The sequence below is a fragment of the Nonomuraea sp. NPDC049486 genome, from assembly GCF_040676925.1.
In the GTDB taxonomy this organism is placed as follows: domain Bacteria; phylum Actinomycetota; class Actinomycetes; order Streptosporangiales; family Streptosporangiaceae; genus Nonomuraea; species Nonomuraea ferruginea.
The window spans coordinates 174,554-194,509 of sequence record NZ_JBFAPV010000001.1; the positions used below are offsets into that span (position 1 = coordinate 174,554).

General features: G+C 70.2%; 18 protein-coding genes. 10 read left to right on the top strand and 8 right to left on the bottom strand.

The window, feature by feature from the left end:
* Window positions 1–13: 13 nt before the first annotated feature.
* Window positions 14–1,018: a tryptophan--tRNA ligase gene (gene trpS / locus AB0K05_RS00890; RefSeq protein ID WP_364225382.1), complete on the top strand. Its 1,005-nt coding sequence runs from the start codon at window positions 14–16 to the stop codon at window positions 1,016–1,018.
* 482 nt (window positions 1,019–1,500) lie between these two features.
* Here trpS and AB0K05_RS00895 read toward each other — a convergent pair whose 3' ends face one another.
* The 4 genes from AB0K05_RS00895 to AB0K05_RS00910 all read right to left on the bottom strand — a co-directional run bounded on the left by AB0K05_RS00895 (window position 1,501) and on the right by AB0K05_RS00910 (window position 3,739).
* On the bottom strand, window positions 1,501–1,641 hold the full coding sequence (locus AB0K05_RS00895; RefSeq protein WP_364225385.1) for a hypothetical protein: 141 nt from the start codon (window positions 1,639–1,641) through the stop codon (window positions 1,501–1,503).
* 283 nt (window positions 1,642–1,924) lie between these two features.
* On the bottom strand, window positions 1,925–2,716 hold the full coding sequence (locus AB0K05_RS00900; RefSeq protein ID WP_271276607.1) for an SRPBCC domain-containing protein: 792 nt from the start codon (window positions 2,714–2,716) through the stop codon (window positions 1,925–1,927).
* Entirely contained in the window at window positions 2,717–3,184 is a 468-nt protein-coding gene (locus AB0K05_RS00905; RefSeq protein WP_271276606.1) for an SRPBCC domain-containing protein, read from the bottom strand.
* Window positions 3,185–3,310: 126 nt separating this feature from the next.
* Window positions 3,311–3,739, bottom strand: a complete 429-nt coding sequence (locus AB0K05_RS00910) for a MarR family winged helix-turn-helix transcriptional regulator (RefSeq protein WP_219545191.1) — start codon at window positions 3,737–3,739, stop codon at window positions 3,311–3,313.
* A gap of 279 nt (window positions 3,740–4,018) precedes the next feature.
* Between AB0K05_RS00910 and AB0K05_RS00915 the strand changes: the two genes are divergently transcribed.
* On the top strand, window positions 4,019–4,969 hold the full coding sequence (locus AB0K05_RS00915; protein WP_364225390.1) for a YihY/virulence factor BrkB family protein: 951 nt from the start codon (window positions 4,019–4,021) through the stop codon (window positions 4,967–4,969).
* Here AB0K05_RS00915 and AB0K05_RS00920 read toward each other — a convergent pair.
* Window positions 4,964–6,085, bottom strand: coding sequence for a D-alanyl-D-alanine carboxypeptidase (locus tag AB0K05_RS00920; protein WP_261809075.1), 1,122 nt, complete (start codon window positions 6,083–6,085; stop codon window positions 4,964–4,966). The genes AB0K05_RS00915 and AB0K05_RS00920 overlap by 6 nt on opposite strands.
* A gap of 89 nt (window positions 6,086–6,174) precedes the next feature.
* Between AB0K05_RS00920 and AB0K05_RS00925 the strand changes: the two genes are divergently transcribed.
* Window positions 6,175–6,393, top strand: a complete 219-nt coding sequence (locus tag AB0K05_RS00925; protein WP_246639936.1) for an SCO4848 family membrane protein — start codon at window positions 6,175–6,177, stop codon at window positions 6,391–6,393.
* On the opposite strand, the gene AB0K05_RS00930 is transcribed toward AB0K05_RS00925, so the two are convergent.
* Window positions 6,370–7,716 (bottom strand): GAF domain-containing SpoIIE family protein phosphatase, encoded by a 1,347-nt coding sequence (locus tag AB0K05_RS00930; protein WP_364225394.1) that lies wholly within the window; start codon window positions 7,714–7,716, stop codon window positions 6,370–6,372. The genes AB0K05_RS00925 and AB0K05_RS00930 overlap by 24 nt on opposite strands.
* Before the next feature lie 60 nt (window positions 7,717–7,776).
* Window positions 7,777–9,165, bottom strand: coding sequence for a peptide ligase PGM1-related protein (locus tag AB0K05_RS00935; protein WP_187281630.1), 1,389 nt, complete (start codon window positions 9,163–9,165; stop codon window positions 7,777–7,779).
* Window positions 9,166–9,671: 506 nt separating this feature from the next.
* Here AB0K05_RS00935 and AB0K05_RS00940 point away from each other — a divergent pair.
* Entirely contained in the window at window positions 9,672–10,907 is a 1,236-nt protein-coding gene (locus tag AB0K05_RS00940) for a M20 family metallopeptidase (protein WP_148036932.1), read from the top strand.
* 51 nt (window positions 10,908–10,958) lie between these two features.
* Here AB0K05_RS00940 and AB0K05_RS00945 read toward each other — a convergent pair whose 3' ends face one another.
* Window positions 10,959–12,845 (bottom strand): Xaa-Pro dipeptidyl-peptidase, encoded by a 1,887-nt coding sequence (locus tag AB0K05_RS00945; RefSeq protein ID WP_364225398.1) that lies wholly within the window; start codon window positions 12,843–12,845, stop codon window positions 10,959–10,961.
* Between the two features lie 277 nt (window positions 12,846–13,122).
* Between AB0K05_RS00945 and AB0K05_RS00950 the strand changes: the two genes are divergently transcribed.
* The 6 genes from AB0K05_RS00950 (at window position 13,123) to AB0K05_RS00975 (ending at window position 19,892) form a co-directional block, all read left to right on the top strand.
* Window positions 13,123–14,196, top strand: coding sequence for a BMP family ABC transporter substrate-binding protein (locus AB0K05_RS00950; protein ID WP_148036934.1), 1,074 nt, complete (start codon window positions 13,123–13,125; stop codon window positions 14,194–14,196).
* An 87-nt stretch (window positions 14,197–14,283) separates the two neighbouring features.
* Window positions 14,284–15,828 carry an ABC transporter ATP-binding protein gene (locus AB0K05_RS00955; RefSeq protein ID WP_364225402.1) on the top strand — a complete coding sequence of 515 codons (1,545 nt, stop codon included), beginning with the start codon at window positions 14,284–14,286 and terminating at the stop codon, window positions 15,826–15,828.
* Entirely contained in the window at window positions 15,828–16,967 is a 1,140-nt protein-coding gene (locus AB0K05_RS00960; RefSeq protein ID WP_148036936.1) for an ABC transporter permease, read from the top strand. The genes AB0K05_RS00955 and AB0K05_RS00960 overlap by 1 nt, the downstream gene beginning before the upstream one ends.
* Entirely contained in the window at window positions 16,964–18,226 is a 1,263-nt protein-coding gene (locus AB0K05_RS00965; RefSeq protein ID WP_364225406.1) for an ABC transporter permease, read from the top strand. The genes AB0K05_RS00960 and AB0K05_RS00965 overlap by 4 nt, the downstream gene beginning before the upstream one ends.
* Window positions 18,223–18,618, top strand: coding sequence for a cytidine deaminase (locus tag AB0K05_RS00970; RefSeq protein ID WP_364225409.1), 396 nt, complete (start codon window positions 18,223–18,225; stop codon window positions 18,616–18,618). Before AB0K05_RS00965 ends, AB0K05_RS00970 begins: the two co-directional genes overlap by 4 nt.
* Complete coding sequence (locus AB0K05_RS00975) at window positions 18,618–19,892, top strand: thymidine phosphorylase (protein ID WP_364225412.1); 1,275 nt, start codon at window positions 18,618–18,620, stop codon at window positions 19,890–19,892. The genes AB0K05_RS00970 and AB0K05_RS00975 overlap by 1 nt, the downstream gene beginning before the upstream one ends.
* Window positions 19,893–19,956: the final 64 nt, after the last annotated feature.

The following is a 19,956-nucleotide window of genomic DNA, read 5'->3' on the forward strand; positions in this document are numbered from 1 at the left end:
ACAATTACGTGTCATGGCCAGACCTCGTGTTCTCTCCGGCATCCAGCCCACCGCGGACTCCTTCCACCTGGGCAACTACCTGGGTGCGGTTCGTCAATGGGTCACGTTGCAGGAGACCCACGACGCCTTCTACTGCGTGGTGGACCTGCACGCGATCACCGTGCCCACCGAGCCCGCCGCGCTGCGCCGCCGCACCCGCGTCGCCGCGGCCCAGCTCTTCGCCGCCGGGCTCGATCCGGAACGCTCCACCGTGTTCGTGCAGTCCCACGTCCGCGAGCACTCCGAGCTGGCCTGGATACTCAACTGCCAGACCGGCATGGGCGAGGCCGCGCGGATGACGCAGTTCAAGGACAAGTCGGCCAAGTTCGGGGAGAGCGCGGCCAGTGTCGGCCTGTTCACCTACCCGATCCTGCAGGCCGCCGACATCCTGCTCTACCAGGCCAACAGCGTGCCCGTCGGCGCCGACCAGAAGCAGCACCTGGAGCTCACCCGCGACCTCGGCCAGCGCTTCAACCACCGCTTCGGCGACACCTTCACGATCCCCGAGCCGTTCATTCTCAAAGAGGTCGAGAAGATCACCGACCTGCAGGACCCGTCGGCCAAGATGTCCAAGTCCTCCTCCAGCCCCGCGGGCATCCTGGACGTCCTGGAGCAGCCGGGGCCGCTGCGCAAGAAGATCATGCGGGCGGTCACCGACACCGAGACCGAGGTCCGCTTCGACGAGGAGGCCAAGCCGGGGATCTCCAACCTGCTGCGCATCCAGTCCGCGCTGACCGGCACGCCGATCCCCGACCTGGTGGCCCGCTACGCCGGGCAGGGTTACGGGACCTTCAAGAAGGACGTCGCCGAAGCGGTCATCGACGCCTTCGCCCCGATCCGCGAGCGCACCGAGAAGCTGCTGGCCGACGAGGCCGAGCTGGACCGGATGCTGGCTTCGGGCGCGGAGCGCGCCCGTGCGGTGGCCCGGCGCACCATGGCCGAAGTCCGCGACCGGGTCGGCTTCCTCCCGGGCGCCTAGCCGGCACCCCACCGCTCTTCCCGGGGCGCCTCCGGCGCTTCACCCCCGGTCGCTCCGCGACGCCCCGGCTCAAACCATCAAGCGCCTCCGGCGCGACAAGGGCTTCGCCAGCAGCCGCTTCGCGGCGACCAGCTCAGGCTGTCCTTCCCAAGCGCGCCTCCGGCGCGCGAAAGGTCCGCGCCTCCACAGCTCGGGCGTCCTCCCAGGAGCTGACGCCCTTCCCTGCCCAGAGGCGTTGGGATCGGGGTTTCCTGGCAGGGGACGGGCAGCAGAAGTCGGTTGATGTCCTGAGGCCGGAAGTGAACCTGCGCTCACGGCCGAGAGATACGTCACCAGGCGCGTGTCATCGCCGGGCATGGACGACCGGTGCCGTCTGCTTCGCGGACGTCGACGCGGATCGGTCACTGCCGCAGGTTCAGGAGTTGGTCGATGAGCACGGCGAACGCTTCCTGACTCCACGGCGGCGCATACGGCTCCAGCTCTTACGTCTGCCCATCGACCGTCACGGTCATGGCTCCGTCGTCGGCGATCGTCATCACGACGTGCGGGAGCACCACGGGCACCTCACGCTCGCGGTGCGCAGGCGGCTGGTCGGGGGTGCGCTTGTATCGGTGGCGACCCATCAGGGGTCTCTCCGTTCGTGCGGGCACAGCACAGATGCACGAACGACGCCCCTCCGGCAGATACGCGAAGGGGGCGCGCACCCCGTGGGAGTGCCGCGCACTCCTCAGGCGGGAATCCAAGCCCCTGACGGGTCCATCGAGGGAGAACGACGTCGACGACCTGCCTGACCCGGAACTTCAGACGGCTGCACACGTAGCCGGGGAGGAAGGCCCGAGCTTGGAGCCGAGTGCGCGAACGTCGTCGATCGTCGCCACGTCACACCTCCTCGACCGTACCGAGCCGTCAACGTGCGGCGAGCGAGCGTCGCAGACCGTCGAGCAGTTGGTTCCACCCCGGCTCAAGGCCTGCGGTCATCGGGGCCGCCTCAGCGCGGACCTCGGACACCACGATACGGAGGCGGACCGTCGTCATCCCGTCCTCCTCTGTCAGCGACACTGTGTGACGGGCCGAGAAGAGCGGCACTCCGGTGGCGTCGACCGGGGCGAGCGTGAACACCAGTTGCCGGCGCGGCCGCACCTCCACGACTCGGCCCACGGACTCGTAAGTCGCCCCATCCCCCTCGTGCAGCACGAAGCGGATCGGCGTGCCCTCCTGCGGCGCGATGTCGAACACGTCGACGTGGAAATGACGAGGCGCCCACCACTGTGCGGCCTGCTCGGCGTCGGTCCAGGCATCCCACACCACCGCCGCGGGAAACGGCAGCTTCCGCTCGAAGGTGAGGACACGGGCACCGTCGTCGCCAGGCCGGCGAGCCTCCTCCCGCCCGATCGACGCCTCGTAGCTCTCAAGCACGGCGTCATCCGGGTCGGGCACGGCGAGCCGCCCGAAGAACGACGAGAGCATGGACATGGATGCGCGGTCGAGTCGAGCGACCCGCCTGCGCCCGAGCTTGTGCACCCGGATGACGCCGGCAGCCTCGAGCGCCTGGATGTGCTTGGTCGTCTGAGGCTGCAGCGCGCCGATGCCCTCGGCGACTTCGCCGACCGTACACGCGCGCGTCGACAGCAGCTCCACGATGCGGAACCGTGTGGGCTCGGCGATCGCCGCGAGCATGGGCTGGATGCCCTCGCTCATTCAGCTCTCCGCGACGTGGGCCGCCAGATTGTCCAGCTCGTTGGCGCGCCCCGCGAGTAGCCGCTGCGTCCACACCTCGTCATGCATCCGCTCGACCTGCATGACGATACGCGTGCCGCCCTCGACGGACGAGAGCTCGACGACCGTCAGATGCTCGTACGGCTCATGGTCGGGCACGAAGTCGACAACCGACTGGTAGGCGAGACGGTGAGGTTCGGCGATCTCGGTGAAGTACTTGCGGGACTCGGTTGAGAGCGGCATCCCGTGCTGCTCCATGAAGGCGATCTGCTCCGGCGCCACCGCCGTCATGGTGTAGACCAGCTCACCGCCCGGCGTGAGGTCAAGCTTCGTGACGTCAGTGCGGAAGCCCTCTGGCGCCCACCACGACGAGATGCCCTCCGCGGTCGTCCAGAGCTCCCAGACGCGGGCAGGCGATGCGGCAACGATTCGTTCGATGTTCTCGGTCATGCCATGGAGAATACATTCGTCTAGGCGAATATTTCAGGCGACCTTCGCACGTACCGACTCATCTCTCGTCGCAGCCGAGCGCGACCGCCGCACGGACCCCGCCATCGACCAGCGGCATAACGCGCGTCAGGAGGCGAAGGCGGCGCGGATGGCGGCGGCGAGCTGCCGCTGGATCGGGTCCGCCGAGGACCCGAACAGCAGGTCGTCGACGTCGCCGATGGCCTGCTCGGCCGCCGCCAGGAGCCGCCGCCCCTCGGGGGTCAGCTCGATCGTGGACGCCGAGCCGGCGCGGGCGTTGCTGTCGCGTACGAGACCGGCGGCGACCAGGGCCTTCACCGCGGAGTGCACGCTCTGCACGGCGGTGCCCGACATGCGCGCCAGGTCGCTGAACGACACGCCCGGCACGGCGGCGATGTGCCCGAGCAGCCCGAGCCGGGTGACGGTGAGGTCGAGCGGCGCGAGAGCGGCGCCGAGCTCGGTCTCGACCCGGCGCGCCAGCGTCAGCACGATGATGGAGGGGCTGATGGGCGGCGGAGAGCCCTTCTCGGTGGTCACCCTTCCAGTTTCCCGCCCTGCGTCCCGTGTCAAGCCGGAGTGGTCCACAGCGCGGAGACGGGCAGGCAGGCCATGCCGTCACCGAAGCTCAGCGATCCAGTGCCTCATGGACGAGCGAAACAGCACGTCGGGCCAGGTACTCGCCATAGTGCGGCTTTCAATCTGCCGAAGATCACCAAAGGCTTGCCAGATCCTTGGGAGGCCCGTCCAACGGGAATCCCCCGGCGCGGAATGATCGCCGAAAGGATACGAACGTCGCCTCCAGGGCAGGTCTGGGGCGTGAGCGTGAGCCTGACCGAGCGGATCCGGTCCATCAAGAACCGGGCCAGGCGGATGGTGGAAGGCTGGCGCGTGCGCAGGCCGTCCGTCGACCACCTCATCAAGACCGTCCAGCGCTATCAGGCGCAGTCCGGCGACCGGCTGGCGGGCGGGGTGACGTACTTCGCGTTCCTGTCCTTCTTCCCGCTGATCGCGCTGGCGTTCGCGCTGCTGGGGTACGTGGTGACGGTCAGCGCGACGGTGGCGGGGGCGCTGGAGACGGCGATCACGGAGCGGCTGCCCGGCCTGGCGGGGCAGCTCGACCTGACGGCGGTCAAGGACGCCAAGACGACCGCGGGCGTCATCGGGCTCCTGGGCCTGCTGTACGCGGGGCTCGGGGCGGTGGACGCGCTGCGCGGGGCGCTGCGCGAGATCTCCATGACCACCTCTCCGGCGTTCTCGTTCGTCAGGGCCAAGCTGCGCGACCTGGCGTCGCTGCTCATGCTGGGCGTGACGCTCATCGTGTCGGTGCTGGTCGGCGGGCTGGCGACGCAGGCCACCACGATGGTGGCGAACTTCCTGTTCGGCGGCAGCTCGCCGGTGGTGACGGTGCTGACGGGGCTCGTCGGCCTGGCGGGCAGCGTCGCCGCCGACTGGGTGCTGTTCATGATCGCGCTGGGCTGGGTGGCCAGGCCCGTCCAGCCGTTCCGGGTGCTCGCCCGGGGCGCGCTGCTCGGCGCGATCGGGTTCGGCGTGCTCAAGCAGGTCGCCTCGCTGCTGCTCGCCGGGACGCTGTCGAACCCGATCTACGGCGCGTTCGCGGTCATGGTCGGCCTGCTGCTGTGGATCAACTTCTCCACCCGGCTCATCCTGTACGTGGCCGCGTGGACCGCCACGGCCGGAGGCGCCCCGCCGCCCGCGCCCTCGCCCGTGCCCTCGGCGGGCACGCCGGAGCCGGCCGGGCCGTCATAGCCTCCTGCGCCTGCGGCGGATGCCGTAGCCGAGCCAGACCAGCCCGAACAGCAGCCCGCCGCCGATCACCACGGAACCCATCGTGCGCGTGCTCGCGTCCTGCTCGGACGCGGCCGCGTCCATCATCGGCTTCCGGCTGGGCGACGGAGTGGCGTGGGACGTGGCGACCGGCGCCGCCTGCTGGGCCGGCTCGTCCGGCAGCGGGTCGACGAGCCGGCCGACCGGCGTCACCTTGCCCCGGGCGGCGAAGCCCCAGTCGAGCAGGTCGGCCACCTCTTCCCAGAAGTAGCCCTCGTGCTTCATGATCGACACGATGATCGTGTGGCCGTCGCGGGTGGCCGCGCCGACGAACGTGCTCTGCGCCTTCGTCGTCCAGCCGTTCTTGACCCCGATCATGCCCTTGTAGCGCCAGAGCAGCTTGTTGTGGTTGCTGATCTCGTACCACTTCTTCGGCGCGGGGAACTTGGCCGTCTTGGTGCTCACGTACCGCCGGAAATCCTTGTCGGACAGGCCGGACCTGGCGATGAGCGCCAGGTCGTAGGCGGAGCTGCTCTGACCGGGCTTGTCCAGGCCGCTGGGCGTCTTGGCCACGGTGTCGTTGGCCTGCAGCCGCTTGGCCTCGTCGTTCATGTCGCGCATGGTCTTGTCGAGGCCGCCGTTCGCCTCGGCCAGCGCCATCGCCGCGTCGTTGCCGGACGACATCATCAGGGCCTTGAACAGGTCGTCCACCGTGTAGATGGGCCTGGTCTGCAGGCCGACGGCGCTGCCCTCCTGGTTGACGGCGTTGCGGCTCGGCCTGACCTTGAGGGTCTTGTCGAGCTTGGGGATCAGCGTGGCCGCGGTGAGCATCTTGAGCGTGCTGGCCGGGCGGTAGCGGCCGTGCGGGTCCTTCGCCGCCAGCACCTGCCCCGTCTCGTGATCGGCGATCACGTACGCGGTCGCCTTGGTCTTCGGGGGCGCCTTGAACCCGACGGGCTTGATCAGGCCACGTCCGGCCAGCAGGTCACCGCCGACCGGCGGCGGCGGGGTCGGGGTCTGGGTCGGGGCCGGGGACGCCTGGGCCGCCCCGGTGAAGGTCACCGCCACGAGGAGTGCCGTGACTGGCACCAGTTTCATCCACATCGCGAACTCAGCGTAGCTTCGTGTTGTCGCTCATGTGCCGACACATCCCCTGAAGATCCGCTTCAGACGCTAGAGAGATGGTCATGTCACGAAAGATCGCTGGATTCCTCATCGCGCTCGCCGCGTTCATGATCTTCGAGTGGATCAACCTGGGATTCAACCTCCAGGACGGGCACGACACCGGCTTCTACGTGGTGCACGGCATCCTGATCGCCGTCAACATCGTGCTGGCGATCGTGCTGGGCGTCATCGGGTGGCGCGGCCTGCGCGGGCGGCGATCAGGAGGCCTTGGCGAGCAGTAGCGCGATGTCGTCGCGCTTGTCCGTCGGCCGCTGCGCGTTGATGATCAGGTCACAGATCCGCTCGATCCCCCGGGGCGGACCGCTGAGCAGCGTGCACAGGCCCGACAGGCCCTGGTCGATGCTCTGCTCCCTGCTCTCCACCACGCCGTCGGTGTAGAGGGCGAGCAGGCCGCCCGGAGGCAGGTCGACGGTGCAGGTCTCCCACGTCTCGACGTCGACGCCGAGCGGCAGTCCCGGGACGACGGGCACCGTCGCGGCCTGCCCGGCGGGTTCCACCAGCACCGGCGGCAGGTGTCCCGCGCTGGCCATGGCGATCTTGCCGGACGTGCGGTCGTACGTCGCGTACAGGCAGGTCGCGATCTGGTCGGAGCTGAGCTGCTGGGCCACGTGGTTGAGCCGGAAGAGCAGCTCGGACGGGTCGAGGTCCAGGCTGGCCAGCGTCTGGGTGGCGGTGCGGAGCTGGCCCATGGTCGCCGCGGCGCGGATGCCGTGGCCCATCACGTCGCCGACCACCAGCGCGGTGCGCTCCGGGGTCACCGGGATCACGTCGAACCAGTCGCCGCCCACCTCGGCCAGGTCGCTCGCCGGCAGGTAGCGGTAGGCGATCTCCAGGCCGGGGGACCGCTGCAGGCCGGTCGGCAGGAGGGAGCGCTGCAGCATGAGCGCGGTGCGCCGCTCGCGCTCGTAGAGCCGGGCGTTGTCGATGCAGATCGCGGTCCGCGCGGCCAGTTCCTCGGCCAGCGGGACGTCCGACTCCTGGAAGGGCTCGCTGCAGTCGTGGCGCAGCAGCACCAGGAACCCGAGCACGTTGCCCCTGGCGAGCAGCGGCGCCACGAGGAAGGAGCTCCCGGGCAGCAGCCTGGCGATGACCGGCCGCTGGAACGCCTGTGCGTTCTCCTCGCCTACGGTGCGGTCCAGCCTGGGCACGAGCACGGTCTCGCCCGTGGCCATGGCCTGCCCCTGCGGCAGGTACGGGGGATAGACGCAGACCTCGTCGACCGGGAACGCGTCGTCCCACTCCCACGGGTTGTGCGTCGCCACCGCCGTGGACACGCGTCTGACCAGGGCCGAGCCGTCCTTCGCGCGGGCCGGGAACTCGCCTTCGGTGATGAGCCGCTCCTGCACCATGACGCCGCCGGTGTCGGCCAGCCGGGGGATCGCGACGTCCATCAGCTCGCGGCACGTCTGCTGGAGGTCGAGCGTGCTGCCGATGCGGCTGCTCGCCTCGTTGAGGAAGGCCAGCCGCTCCTGGGACGTGGCGGACGCGCTCAGACGCAGACCGGCGCGGCTGCGCGGGTCTTTGATGACGAAGTACGGATTCACCGGAGCGCCCCTCCAGCCCATACGTGACTTCGTTTATTAATGCACAGAATCGGTGCGGAATCAGCCACAGAGGGCGCGTCGGGTCCGGCGGTGCAGCTCGTCCGCCTGCTCGCGGGAGTCGGCGATCGAGGTGAAGCCGAGCTTGCCGTGCTCGGGGATGGCGCCGAGCAGGTGGAAGACGTTGCCGGTGCGGCTGTCGTGGTCGAAGCCGAGGCCGAGCCGCTCGGCCTGGCGCAGCACCTGCCCGGGGGTGCGCCCGCGCAGGCAGTCGGCCGCGCAGTTGTCCGTGGCCGTGTAGTACTTGGGCCGGCCCTCGGCCATCAGCAGCCCGGTGCCGGGGTCGTACGTGGCCCCGGTCGTCAGCAGCGCGGCCCCGTACGGGTGGGTAGTGCCGCCGATGCGCAGGTTGATCTCGCACAGCAGCGCCGCGTAGCCGGCGTCGGTCTTCATGGCGAAGAAGTCCATGCCGAACAGGCCGATCACGCCTTTGGCCGCCAGCGCTCCGGCTATGCGCCCGGCGCAGTCGCCGACCTCGGAGCGGTACTCCGGCGCGGCCGGGAACATGCAGCCCTGGTAGACGTGGTTGTTCGGGCCGCCGAGCACCTGGTCGTGGGTGGCGACCACCTCGTAGTCGCCGCCGGGGGAGATGCGGGCCAGCGCGCTCGGGTGGTAGAGCGGGCGGTGCTCGATGAACTCCTCGACGACCGCGCCGCGCTCGCGCACCTTGGCGGCGAAGGTGGCCCAGGTCTCGCCCTCGGCCGCGAAGCTGGTGCCCCGCAGGTCGCCCCTGGGCACGATGGCGTTGCCGAGGCCGGAGTAGGCGTCGTTCAGCTTGACGATCAGACGCTCGCCCGGCAGCGACTCGATCGCGTCCTCGATCTCGGCGAGCGTGTAGAGGTCGCGGAAGCCGCGGGCCATCGGCACGCCCGCCTCGGTGCCGATCTCCCGGGAGCCGCTCTTGGAGCCGTAGTAGGCCAGTGACGTGGCCGGGCCGTAGAGGGGAACGCTGAGTAGCGAGGCGAGCCGTTCCTCCAGCTCGCTCAGCACGAAGGGGACCAGCCAGGCGTCGCCGTCGATCGCGGCGCGCAGCCGCTCCAGGACATCGGGACGGGAGAGTAACGTCCGGGTGAGGGGCTGCGCGTCCGGGGTGTCGAGGCTGATCAGCGTGAGCCGTTTGGCGGCTTCCTCCGGATCGGGCAGGAATCCCAAGTAGTAGTCGACGATGGCCGGATCGATCGGCGCGGACGACAGGTAGATCACGTCGACCCCGGGCTCGCGCAGCGTCAGCAACAAGAAGAGCAGACGCTCCTCGTAGCATCGCGCGCCCGTGATGCGGCGGAGCTCATCCTGGGGCAGGGAGAGCGAAGGTACGACCACCAGGGTGCCCTGGCCCGGCTCGAAGATGCTCAACCCGGCATACTTCTCCCCGAACGGGATGTTAGTGATCATATAGCGAGTGAAACACGCAATTCTCCCAAATGCAGCCAGCGCGGTAGTGTTATCGCCATGGCTGAAGGTGACGCGATTCGGAATCGGTCACCACGTTTGGGAGTGGCGGCCGCGGGTCATGATCTAGTGATCCCTTGTGACTATTTTCAGGTCAGTTGACCTGTCACTCTCCGTGACCGTCCATGGTTACGGGCATGCCGTCGGCTAACTTTTGGTGTAGTCGTCAGCGCGAAGCCTCGTGAGAGGGATAAAGTCGGAGCATCGCCAGGTTCCACGGCCGACCGCTGTGATCCGGGCTGTGGCGGTTGTCCTCAACAGGCGACCGAGAGTCGTGCCCCGCGCTGACGATCCCCGAAGACCTCCGGGTGTGCGGCAATCTCGATTCGCCGGACGGCTGCTCCGATCGAACAGCCGACCACAGTTGGGACAAGTACTAGATACGGCGCTATTGGCCGTGTGATTTCCGGGTAGTCGACGGCGCACGGCACGGGACGGGATGGTGACTGATGCAGGGGCGTGAGCTTCGAGGGGAACTCGACGCGTTCCTGGTGGAGACCGAGCAGGATCTCGTGGCGTTCCGCCGCGACCTGCACATGCATCCTGAGCTGGCCTTCGCCGAATACCGCACGACCCAGCGGGTCGCGGAGCGGCTCGTGGCCGCAGGGCTGACCCCGACGGTGCTCCCGCGCGGCACGGGTCTCATCTGTGACGTGGGAAGCGGCGACGGCCCCACCATCGCACTGCGCGCCGACATCGACGCGCTGCCCCTGCAGGACGAGAAGGGCGTGTCCTACCGTTCGACCGTCCCTGGTGCCTGCCACGCGTGCGGCCACGACGTGCACACCACGATCCTGCTCGGCGCCTCGCTCTTCCTCGCCCAGCAGGCCGCCGCGGGGCTGCTGCCCGGCCGGGTGCGGCTGATCTTCCAGCCCGCCGAGGAGCTTCCCGGCGGCGCGCTCGAGGTCATGGCCCAGGGCGGCATCAGCGGCGTCGACCGCATCTTCGGCCTCCACTGCGACCCTCGCGTCGACGTCGGCCAGCTCGGTCTCAAGAGCGGCCCGATCACCTCCGCCTGCGACAAGGTCGTCATCCGGGTGTCCGGCCCGGGCGGCCACACCGCCCGCCCGCACCTCACGGCCGACCTGGTCTTCGCGCTGGCCAAGGTGCTCACCGAGCTGCCCGCCGCGCTGTCGCGCCGGATCGACCCGCGCTCCTCGCTCAGCCTCGTCTGGGGCCGCGTCGAGGCCGGCACGGCCGCCAACGCGATCCCCGACGGCGGCGTGGCCGAGGGCACGGTCCGCTGCCTCGACGAGGACGCCTGGCACGCCGCCCCTGACCTGATCAAGACGCTGCTGGAGTCGGTGGCGGGCGCGTACGGCATCGAGGCCACGATGGAATACACCCGCGGCGTGCCGCCGGTGGTCAACGACGAGGGCTGCGTGCAGATGCTGTCGGAGGCCGCCGAGCGCGCCCTGGGCGCGGGCGCCGTGGTGTCCACCCACCAGTCGCTCGGCGGCGAGGACTTCGCTTGGTACCTCGAGTCGATCCCGGGCGCCTTCGCCCGGCTCGGCACCCGGTCCCCGGAGAGCGGCGTCACCTACGACATCCACCAGGGCACGTTCGACATCGACGAGCGGGCGATCGCGATGGGCGTGCGGGTCATGGCCACGACCGCGCTGACCGCGCTGTTCGAGAGCACCCACGTGCCGGCCGCTGACGAGATCACCTCGGCGCTGGCCTGACGAGACACGGTCCGGCGGCGGGAGACTCCGGTCTCCCGCCGCCGTCCCATGTCAGGAGATCCGGCCGAAGACCACCGGCAGCCGCAGCGACGAGCGGCCGGGCGACAGCGTCACCTCGGTGCCCGCCGGGTAGCGCAGGGTGTAGTCGTGGTCGGTCGAGATGATCACGACGCCGATCCTGTGCCCCTTCTTGAACAGGTAGTCCTGGGGCTGGAAGTCCCAGGTGAAGCTGTACTCCTTGCCCGCGCGGACCGGCTCCGTCCGGTCGGCCCGGTTCCGGTTGCGCACGTCCAGCCAGCCCCGGGTGACGATCTTGTACGCGGTCTCGGCCGTGCCCAGCCGGCGCAGCACCGTACAGCCGGTGTCACCCGGCACGCCCTGGCCGTAGCAGTACTCCTCGCCGGTCGACAGCAGCCTGCCGTCGGGCCGCGTGTCGGTGCCGTAGTCCACGAGCAGCGCGGTCAGGAACGGCGAGGAGCCGTTCTTCAGCGAGGCCCGCACGGTGACCTCCGGCGTGCCGGAGATCCGCACGTCCGTCGGCAGCGTCCCGGTGAGGTAGGCCAGCCGGTTCGGGTCGGCGGCCGGGGCGTTCTCCACCAGCTGCTCCGCCGTGCGGGCCTTCTGGTCGACGAACGACTCGCGCGCCGAGAGCGGTCGCGGCAGCAGGCCCAGCTTCGCGTCCGAGCCCATCCACAGCCGCACCGGCGCGGTGCCCGGCAGCGGCCACGACCTGTGCTGACCCCACTGGCCGGCCGCGATCTCCACGTCGGCCTGCGGCTCACGCATGATCCCGCTGTCGATCCCGTACAGCCAGTGGTCGAACCAGCCGTGCAGCTGGCGCAGCCACTCGGCGGTGCGCAGGCTGAACGGGTTCATGTGGGTGCCCTGGTGCAGCCAGATCTTGCGCGGCACCTTCCGCTCGGCCAGGGCGTACCACCACTGGGCGGCCTGCTTGGTCTTGACGTTCCAGTCGTTGAGCCCGTGCACGAGGAAGACGCTGGCCCGCACCTTGCGCACGTCGTTGAGGTAGTTGCGGTCGTCCCAGAAGTCGCTGTAGTCACCGGTGACCCGGTCCTGGGCGGCGGTCAGGTGGTCCATGACCGGGCCGCACACCTCCTGGCCGTTCTCCCTGGTGAGCACGTACTTGGCCAGCACGTCCGCGTCCTCGCCCTGGAACCCGCCGGGCGCGACCACGCCTCCGTTGGCCCGGTAGTAGTCGTACCAGGAGGAGATCGCGGCGATCGGCACGATCGTCTCCAGGCCCTTGACGCCGGTCGCGGCCACCGCGTTCGGCAGGGTCCCGTTGTACGAGACGCCGATCATGCCGACCTTGCCGGTGGACCAGGTGGCCTCGACCGGGTTGCCGGCGGCGTCGAAGCCCTTGGCGCGGCCGTTGAGCCAGTCGATGGCGGCCTTGGGCCCGGCCGTCTCGTTGCGGTCGCCGGTGGTCGGGCAGCCGGTGGCGCGGCCGCTGCCCAGGTTCTCGACCAGGGCGACGGCGTAGCCGCGGGGCACGAAGTAGTTGTCGTAGTAGGAGTCGAACGGCTCGCTCGACAGCTTGGACTGCCCGCGCAGGGTGCTGGGCAGCGGGTTGCCGTGCTCGTCGACGTCCACGACGTGGTTGGCGACGTCGTTGCCGCCGGCGTAGTACGGGCTGGCCTCCATGATGACCGGGACCTTGAGTCCCTGGTCGGTCTCCTTGGGCCGCAGGATGTCGACGGCGACCCGGTCGGGGCTGCCGTCGTCGTCGCTGTCGGTGCCGGCCACCTCGACGAAGACCGTCTGTTTGATCGCGTCGGCGCGGGAGAAGACCGGTTGGGTCGCGCCTCCTTCGACCTTGACGGCGGGGGTGTCCGCCGATGCCGCGGGCGGCGCGGACGCCATGGTGAGCACCATGGCCGCGGCCAGCGGCACGGCGATTGCCTTCCAGGGGTGCATGCAGGACTCCTGAGTGGTTGCCCCGGTTGGGGGAATGCCCTGTCATGATCGATCCCCTCGGACCGGATGGCGAGGCCCAAAATTGGGCAAAGCTTCCGGACGTGGGTGAGGGCGCGGCCAGGTCACAGTCCCGCTTGAGGTCGATAACGGAGCGGTTGCGACCCTGTGTGCCGGTTTGGTATGGCCTGGTCAACCAACTATCTTCCGTGCAGGGTTGCCGTGCATTTCTTCGCGCCTGCGATGAAGTTTGACGGCCGGGGAAATGGAAGGAGTCGCCTTGCTCAGCAAGCGATTCGGCAGGTTGGCGACCGGCACGCTGGCCGGTGCCATGCTCATGGCGGCCGCGGCTTGTGGCGGCAGCGGCAGCGGCGGGGAGACGACGGCGAGCACCGCGCCGTCCGCGGACAGCAGCAGCGCCCCCGCGGGTGGCGCGCTCAAGGTCGGTCTCGCGTTCGACATCGGCGGACGCGGCGACAAGTCGTTCAACGACGCCGCCTACGCGGGCCTGGAGAAGGCGAAGGCCGAGCTCGGCGCGGAGATCAAGGAACTCAGCCCGGCGTCCGACGGCTCCAACCGCGGCGAGCTGCTGACCCAGCTGGCCGACGCGGGCTACAACCCGATCATCGGCGTCGGCTTCGCCTACGGCGAGGACATCAAGAAGGCCGCCGAGGAGTACCCGGAGATCCAGTTCGCGGTCGTCGACTCGGCCTCCAACGCCACCAACGTGACGGGTCTGCTCTTCGCCGAGGAGCAGGGCTCCTACCTGGCGGGCGTCGCGGCGGCGCTCAAGGCCGAGAGCGGCCACGTGGGCTTCGTCGGCGGTGTCGAGAACGACCTGATCAAGAAGTTCCAGGCGGGCTTCGAGGCCGGCGTGAAGTCGGTCAAGAGCGACGCCAAGATCGACGTGACCTACCTCACGCCCGACGGTGACTTCACCGGCTTCCGCGCCCCCGACAAGGGCAAGGTCGCAGCCGAGAAGATGTACCAGGACGGCGCGGAGATCGTCTACCACGCCTCCGGCGACTCCGGCCTCGGCGTGTTCCAGGCGGCGGCCGCGGCCAAGAAGAAGGCCATCGGCGTCGACTCCGACCAGCGCCAGACGGTCAAGGAGACCAACCTCCAGGAGGTCATCATGACCTCCATGCTCAAGCGCGTCGACGTGGGCGTGTTCGAGTTCGTCAAGGCCTTCCAGGGTGGCGCCAAGGGCGGCACCGACGTGATCTACGACCTCAAGGTGGACGGCGTCGGCCTGTCCACCACCGGCGGTGAGATCGACGACATCGCGGACAAGATCGAAGCCGCTCAGAAGGACATCGTCGACGGCAAGATCACGGTCCCGACCAAGCCGTGATCTGAGGAATGCCTCCCCGAGGGCCCGGCGTCCCCTGACCCGGGCCTTCGGCCTGTATCTGCCAAGGAGAGATCGAATGAGCGGCCGATGAACGCCGAGACCGTCGCCGCGGTTCCACCAGCCGTCCAGCTGGAGGGCATCACCAAGCGCTTCCCCGGTGTCGTGGCCAACCACGACGTCAGCCTCACCGTCGACGCCGGAACGGTGCACGCGATCGTGGGGGAGAACGGCGCCGGCAAGTCGACGCTGATGAAGATCCTCTACGGCATGCAGAAGCCGGACGAGGGCACGATCAGGGTCAACGGCGAAGAGGTCGCCTTCCGCACCCCGAGCGACGCCATCGCCGTCGGCATCGGCATGGTCCACCAGCACTTCATGCTCGCCGACAACTTCACGGTGCTGGAGAACATCGTGCTGGGGGCCGAGCCCGGCAGGGCCGGCGTGCTCGACAAGGCCGGCGCCCGCCGCCGCATCAACGAGCTGGCCGAGCGCCACGGGCTGCGGGTGGACCCCGACCGGCTCGTGGAGGACCTGGGCGTCGGCGACCGCCAGCGGGTGGAGATCCTCAAGGTCCTCTACCGCGGCGCGCGGATCCTCATCCTGGACGAGCCGACCGCGGTGCTCGTGCCGCAGGAGGTCGACGAGCTCTTCGACAACCTGCGCGAGCTCAAGGCCGGCGGCCTCACCGTCATCTTCATCTCGCACAAGCTCGACGAGGTGCTCAGCATCGCCGACGCGATCACCGTGATCCGGCGCGGCACCACGGTCGCCGGCGTCGACCCCGCGGGCACCACCGCCCGCCAGCTCGCCGAGCTCATGGTCGGCAGCGAGCTGCCCACCCCGGAGACCCGCGAGTCCACGGTGACCGACACCGTCATGCTCAAGGTGTCCGGCCTGACCCTGGAGGCGCAGGGCGGGCGGCGCCTGCTGGACGAGGTGTCGTTCGAGATCCGCAAGGGCGAGATCGTCGGCATCGCGGGCGTCGAGGGCAACGGGCAGTCCGAGCTGATCGAGGCCATCATGGGCATCCGCCAGGCGCGCGGCGGGCTCACGCTCGGCGCCGAGGACATCTCCGCCTGGCCCACGTTGCGCCGCCGCGAGGCGGGCATCGGCTACATCCCCGAGGACCGCCACCGCCAGGGCCTGCTGCTGGAGGCGTCCCTCTGGGAGAACCGCGTGCTCGGCCACCAGACCAGGCCCCCGGCCCGCCGCGGGTTCTGGATCAACCGGCGCGCGTCCAGGGCCGACACCCAGCGCATCGTCGAGGCGTACGACGTCCGCACGCCCGGCGTCGACACGCTGGCCCTGGCCCTGTCGGGCGGCAACCAGCAGAAGCTCATCGTCGGCCGCGAGATGAGCGGCGAGCCGAAGGTGCTCATCGCCGCCCACCCGACCAGAGGCGTCGACGTGGGCGCGCAGGCCGCCATCTGGGAGCACCTGCGCAACGCCCGCGCGGCCGGGCTGGCCGTGCTGCTGATCTCGGCGGACCTCGACGAGCTGATCGGCCTGTCCGACACGTTGTACGTGATCTACCGAGGGCGGCTCGCCGCCCGGCTCGACCCGTCCGGCGTCACGCCAGAGCGGCTGGGCGGATACATGACCGGTGCCATCACCGGCACTGAGGAGGCGTGATGCCCGCGGGGCTCTTCAGGGCGCTGCTCACCGTCGCCGGCGCCGTCGCGGCCATCGTGCTGGCCATCGGCATCTCCAGTGTGGCGATCGTCGCCGTGGGCGCCAGCCCGGCGGACGCGTTCGCCGCTTTCCTGAACTTCGGCGCCACCGAGAAGGCCGTGTCGACCAGCATCGCCGACATGCTCAACCGGGCGGTGACGCTGTTCATCGCCGGGCTGGCGGTGGCCATCGGCTTCCGGATGAACCTCTTCAACATCGGCGTCGAGGGCCAGTACCGCATCGCGGCCATCTGCGCCGCCTTCGTCGGCTCGACGTTCGTCGCGCCCGCGCCGATCCAGATCACGGTGATCATCATCGTGGCGGCGGCCGCCGGCGGCCTGTACGCGCTGATCCCGGCCGTGATGAAGGTGACCCGGGGGGTGAACGAGGTCATCTCCACGATCATGCTGAACTACATCGCGATCAACCTGGCCGCGTTCCTCGTCCGCGGCCCGTTCGCCGGCGAGCGGGCGGAGGGCCAGCTCACCACGAGCACGCCCGTGCTGCCCGAGTCGGCGTGGTTCCCCAACGTGAACGTGCTGCTGGAGATGTTCGGCCTGCCCGCGCCGCGCGGCGACGGCCTGTGGGGCTTCCTGATCGTGGCGATCCTGCTCGGCGTCGGGATCTGGCTGGTGCTCGAGCGCACCAGGTTCGGCTTCGAGGTCAAGGCCAGCGGTCTCAACGCGCCGGCCGCGCTCGCCTCCGGCGTCGACCCGAAGCGGATGGTCATCTCCGCGATGGTGCTCTCCGGGGCGGTCGCGGGACTGATCGGCCTGCCCGAGATCCTCGGCGACGAGCACGCGTTCGGCTCCAACTTCACCCCGGGCCTCGGCTTCCTCGGCATCGCCGTGGCCCTGCTGGGCCGCAACAAGCCCGCGGGCATCGCGGTGGCCGCGCTGCTGTTCGGCTTCCTCGACCGGGCGCAGGGGCCGCTGCAGTTCGCGGACGTGCCGCCCTCGGTCATCACGATCATGCAGGGCACCATCGTCCTCCTCGTGGTCATCGCCAACGAGATCACCAGCAGGATCGCGCTGCGGCGCGAGGAACGGCGGGCCGCCCAGGCGCTCGGCAGGAACACTCCCGTTGAGGTGGCAGCATGACCAGGACCCGCAAGTACCATCTGGCGCTCGTCGGCGTCGCCGCGGCGATCCTGCTCGTGGCGCTGATCCGCCTGATCACCGGAGCCAACGAGATCACCTCGTCCGGCACGTTCGCGGCCGCGCTCATGCTGGCGGTGCCGATCGGGCTGGCCGGGCTCGGCGGCCTGTGGGCCGAGCGCGCGGGCGTGGTCAACATCGGCCTCGAAGGCATGATGGTGCTCGGCACATGGTTCGCCGGCTGGGCCGGCTACCAGTGGGGCCCCTACGCGGCGCTCGTCGCCGGGCTGCTCGCGGGCGCGATCGGCGGCCTCATCCACGCCATCGCCACCGTCACCTTCGGCGTCGACCACATCATCAGCGGCGTGGCGATCAACCTGCTCGGTCCTGGCGTCACCCGGTTCCTGTCCGAGGTGCTCTACAAGGAGGGCAGCCCCGCCAACCAGGCGGGCGCGGGCATCACCACCTCGCCCGCGATGTCGTCCGCGGCGCCCGAGCTGAGCCTGCCGCTGCTGTCGGCCGGGCCCGACTGGCTGGGCAGCCTGGAGAGCACCAGGTGGTTCCTGATCGGCGACGTGGCGGGCATCCTGCGCGGGCTCACGCACAACGTGAACGTGCTGGTCATCCTGGCCGTGCTGATGCTGCCGCTGACGTTCTTCGTGCTCTGGCACACCTCCTTCGGGCTGCGGCTGCGCTCCGCGGGCGAGAACCCGTGGGCGGCCGAGTCGCTGGGCGTGAACGTCTACCGGATCAAGTACATCGCGGTGGTCATCTCCGGCGCGTTCGCCGGGCTGGGCGGCGTGTTCCTGGTCTTCGTCAGCACGAAGTACGTCGAGGGGCAGACGGCCGGGCGCGGCTTCATCGGCCTCGCCGCGATGATTTTCGGTAACTGGCGGCCCGGCGGGCTCGCGGCCGGCGCCGCGCTCTTCGGGTACGCCGACGGCCTGCAACTGCGCAGCCAGGGGGCGATCACGTCCTTCCTGCTCCTGGGCGCGATCCTGCTGCTGATCTACCTCGGCGTCAGGGCCCGCCGGGCGGACGGGCTGTCGGCGCTGACCGTCAAGGACTACACGGCGATGGGCGCCGCCGTGGTGGGCGCGGCCGTGCTCTTCTGGCTCTGGCTGACCGTCGACCGGCTGCCGAACGAGTTCGTCTTCATCACGCCGCACGTGCTCACGCTGCTGGTGCTCCTCGTCGCGTCGCAGCGGCTGCGGATGCCCAAGGCCGACGGCGTACGCTACCGACGGGGGGAACAGCATTGAGCATCGACTGGGACTCACTGCGCGCCGAGGCCGCGGAGGCCATGCACCACGCCTACGCTCCATACTCCAAATTCCCGGTCGGCGCCGCCGCGCTGGTCGACGACGGGCGCGTGGTGACCGGCTGCAACGTGGAGAACGCCTCCTACGGCGTGGGGCTGTGCGCCGAGTGCGGGCTGGTGTCCGCGCTGCAGGCGTCCGGCGGCGGCCGACTGGTGGCCTTCACCTGCGTCGACGGCCACGGTGAGCTGCTCATGCCGTGCGGGCGCTGCCGTCAGCTGCTGTGGGAGTTCGGCGGCGCCGACCTGCAGGTCGAGACCGTCGACGGGCCCAAGCGGATGGCCGAGATCCTGCCGTACGCCTTCGGCCCCGACGACCTGTCCCGGATGGCGTGATGGACGCCATCGAGGTCATCGTCGCCAAGCGCGACGGCGGCGAGCTGACGGCCGCCCAGATCGACTGGGTGATCGACGCCTACACCCGGGGCGCGGTCGCCGACGAGCAGATGGCCGCGCTGGCCATGGCGATCCTGCTCAACGGCATGAACCGGCGCGAGATCGCCGGCTGGACCGAGGCGATGATCCGCTCCGGCGAGCGCATGGACTGGTCGGCGCTCGACCGGCCGACCGCCGACAAGCACTCCACCGGCGGCGTCGGCGACAAGATCACGCTGCCGCTGGCGCCGCTGGTCGCCGCCTGCGGGGCCTACGTGCCGCAGCTCTCCGGGCGCGGCCTCGGCCACACCGGGGGCACGCTCGACAAGCTGGAGTCGATCCCCGGCTGGCGGGCCTCGCTGTCCAACGACGAGATGCTCGGCGTGCTCCGCGAGGCGGGCGCGGTGGTCTGCGCCGCCGGGTCCGGGCTCGCGCCCGCCGACAAGAAGCTGTACGCGCTGCGCGACGTCACCGGCACCGTCGAGTCCATCCCGCTCATCGCCTCGTCGATCATGTCCAAGAAGATCGCCGAAGGCACGGGCGCGCTGGTGCTCGACGTGAAGGTCGGCTCCGGGGCGTTCATGAAGACCCCGGAGCGCGCCCGCGAACTGGCCGAGACCATGGTGGCGCTCGGCACCGACGCGGGCGTGCGCACGGTCGCGCTGCTCACCGCCATGGACCGGCCGCTGGGCCGGGCCGTGGGCAACGCCCTGGAGGTCGAGGAGTCGGTCGAGGTCCTCGCGGGCGGCGGGCCTTCCGACGTGGTGGAGCTGACCGTACGGCTCGCGCGGGAGATGCTGGAGGCGGCCGGGATCTCCGGCAAGGACCCCGCCGACGCGCTGGGCGACGGGTCGGCGATGGACGCCTGGCGGCGCATGATCGCGGCCCAGGGCGGCGATCCGGACGCGCCGCTGCCCCGGGCGGGCGAGACGATGACCGTCGAGGCGCCGGCGTCCGGGGTGCTGTCCCGGCTCGACGCCTACGCGGTGGGCCTGGCGGCCTGGCGGCTCGGCGCGGGCCGGGCGCGCAAGGAGGACCCGGTGTCGGCGGGCGCGGGCATCACCCTGCACGCCAAGCCCGGCGATCCGGTGCGCCAAGGGCAGCCGCTGATGACGCTGCACGCCGACGAGGCGGCGCGGTTCGAGCGGGCGCTCGCGGCCCTGGACGGCGGTTACGAGGTGGGCGAGACCGCGGGGGAGCAGTTGCCCCTCGTGATCGGCCGCGTCACCGCGTAACGGCAGGGTGGTCCGCCGCGTCGGCGTTCGACCGCTGGCGCGGCCGGGTTCGGTGATCCGTCCA

Coding starts and splice junctions, on each gene's coding strand:
- trpS (WP_364225382.1), top strand. CDS start 14: ATGGCCAGACCTCGTGTTCTCTCCGGCATCCAGCCCACCGCGGACTCC.
- AB0K05_RS00895 (WP_364225385.1), bottom strand. CDS start 1,641: ATGGGTCGCCACCGATACAAGCGCACCCCCGACCAGCCGCCTGCGCAC.
- AB0K05_RS00900 (WP_271276607.1), bottom strand. CDS start 2,716: ATGAGCGAGGGCATCCAGCCCATGCTCGCGGCGATCGCCGAGCCCACA.
- AB0K05_RS00905 (WP_271276606.1), bottom strand. CDS start 3,184: ATGACCGAGAACATCGAACGAATCGTTGCCGCATCGCCTGCCCGCGTC.
- AB0K05_RS00920 (WP_261809075.1), bottom strand. CDS start 6,085: ATGAAACTGGTGCCAGTCACGGCACTCCTCGTGGCGGTGACCTTCACC.
- AB0K05_RS00925 (WP_246639936.1), top strand. CDS start 6,175: ATGTCACGAAAGATCGCTGGATTCCTCATCGCGCTCGCCGCGTTCATG.
- AB0K05_RS00935 (WP_187281630.1), bottom strand. CDS start 9,165: ATGATCACTAACATCCCGTTCGGGGAGAAGTATGCCGGGTTGAGCATC.
- AB0K05_RS00940 (WP_148036932.1), top strand. CDS start 9,672: ATGCAGGGGCGTGAGCTTCGAGGGGAACTCGACGCGTTCCTGGTGGAG.
- AB0K05_RS00945 (WP_364225398.1), bottom strand. CDS start 12,845: ATGCACCCCTGGAAGGCAATCGCCGTGCCGCTGGCCGCGGCCATGGTG.
- AB0K05_RS00955 (WP_364225402.1), top strand. CDS start 14,284: ATGAACGCCGAGACCGTCGCCGCGGTTCCACCAGCCGTCCAGCTGGAG.
- AB0K05_RS00960 (WP_148036936.1), top strand. CDS start 15,828: ATGCCCGCGGGGCTCTTCAGGGCGCTGCTCACCGTCGCCGGCGCCGTC.
- AB0K05_RS00965 (WP_364225406.1), top strand. CDS start 16,964: ATGACCAGGACCCGCAAGTACCATCTGGCGCTCGTCGGCGTCGCCGCG.
- AB0K05_RS00975 (WP_364225412.1), top strand. CDS start 18,618: ATGGACGCCATCGAGGTCATCGTCGCCAAGCGCGACGGCGGCGAGCTG.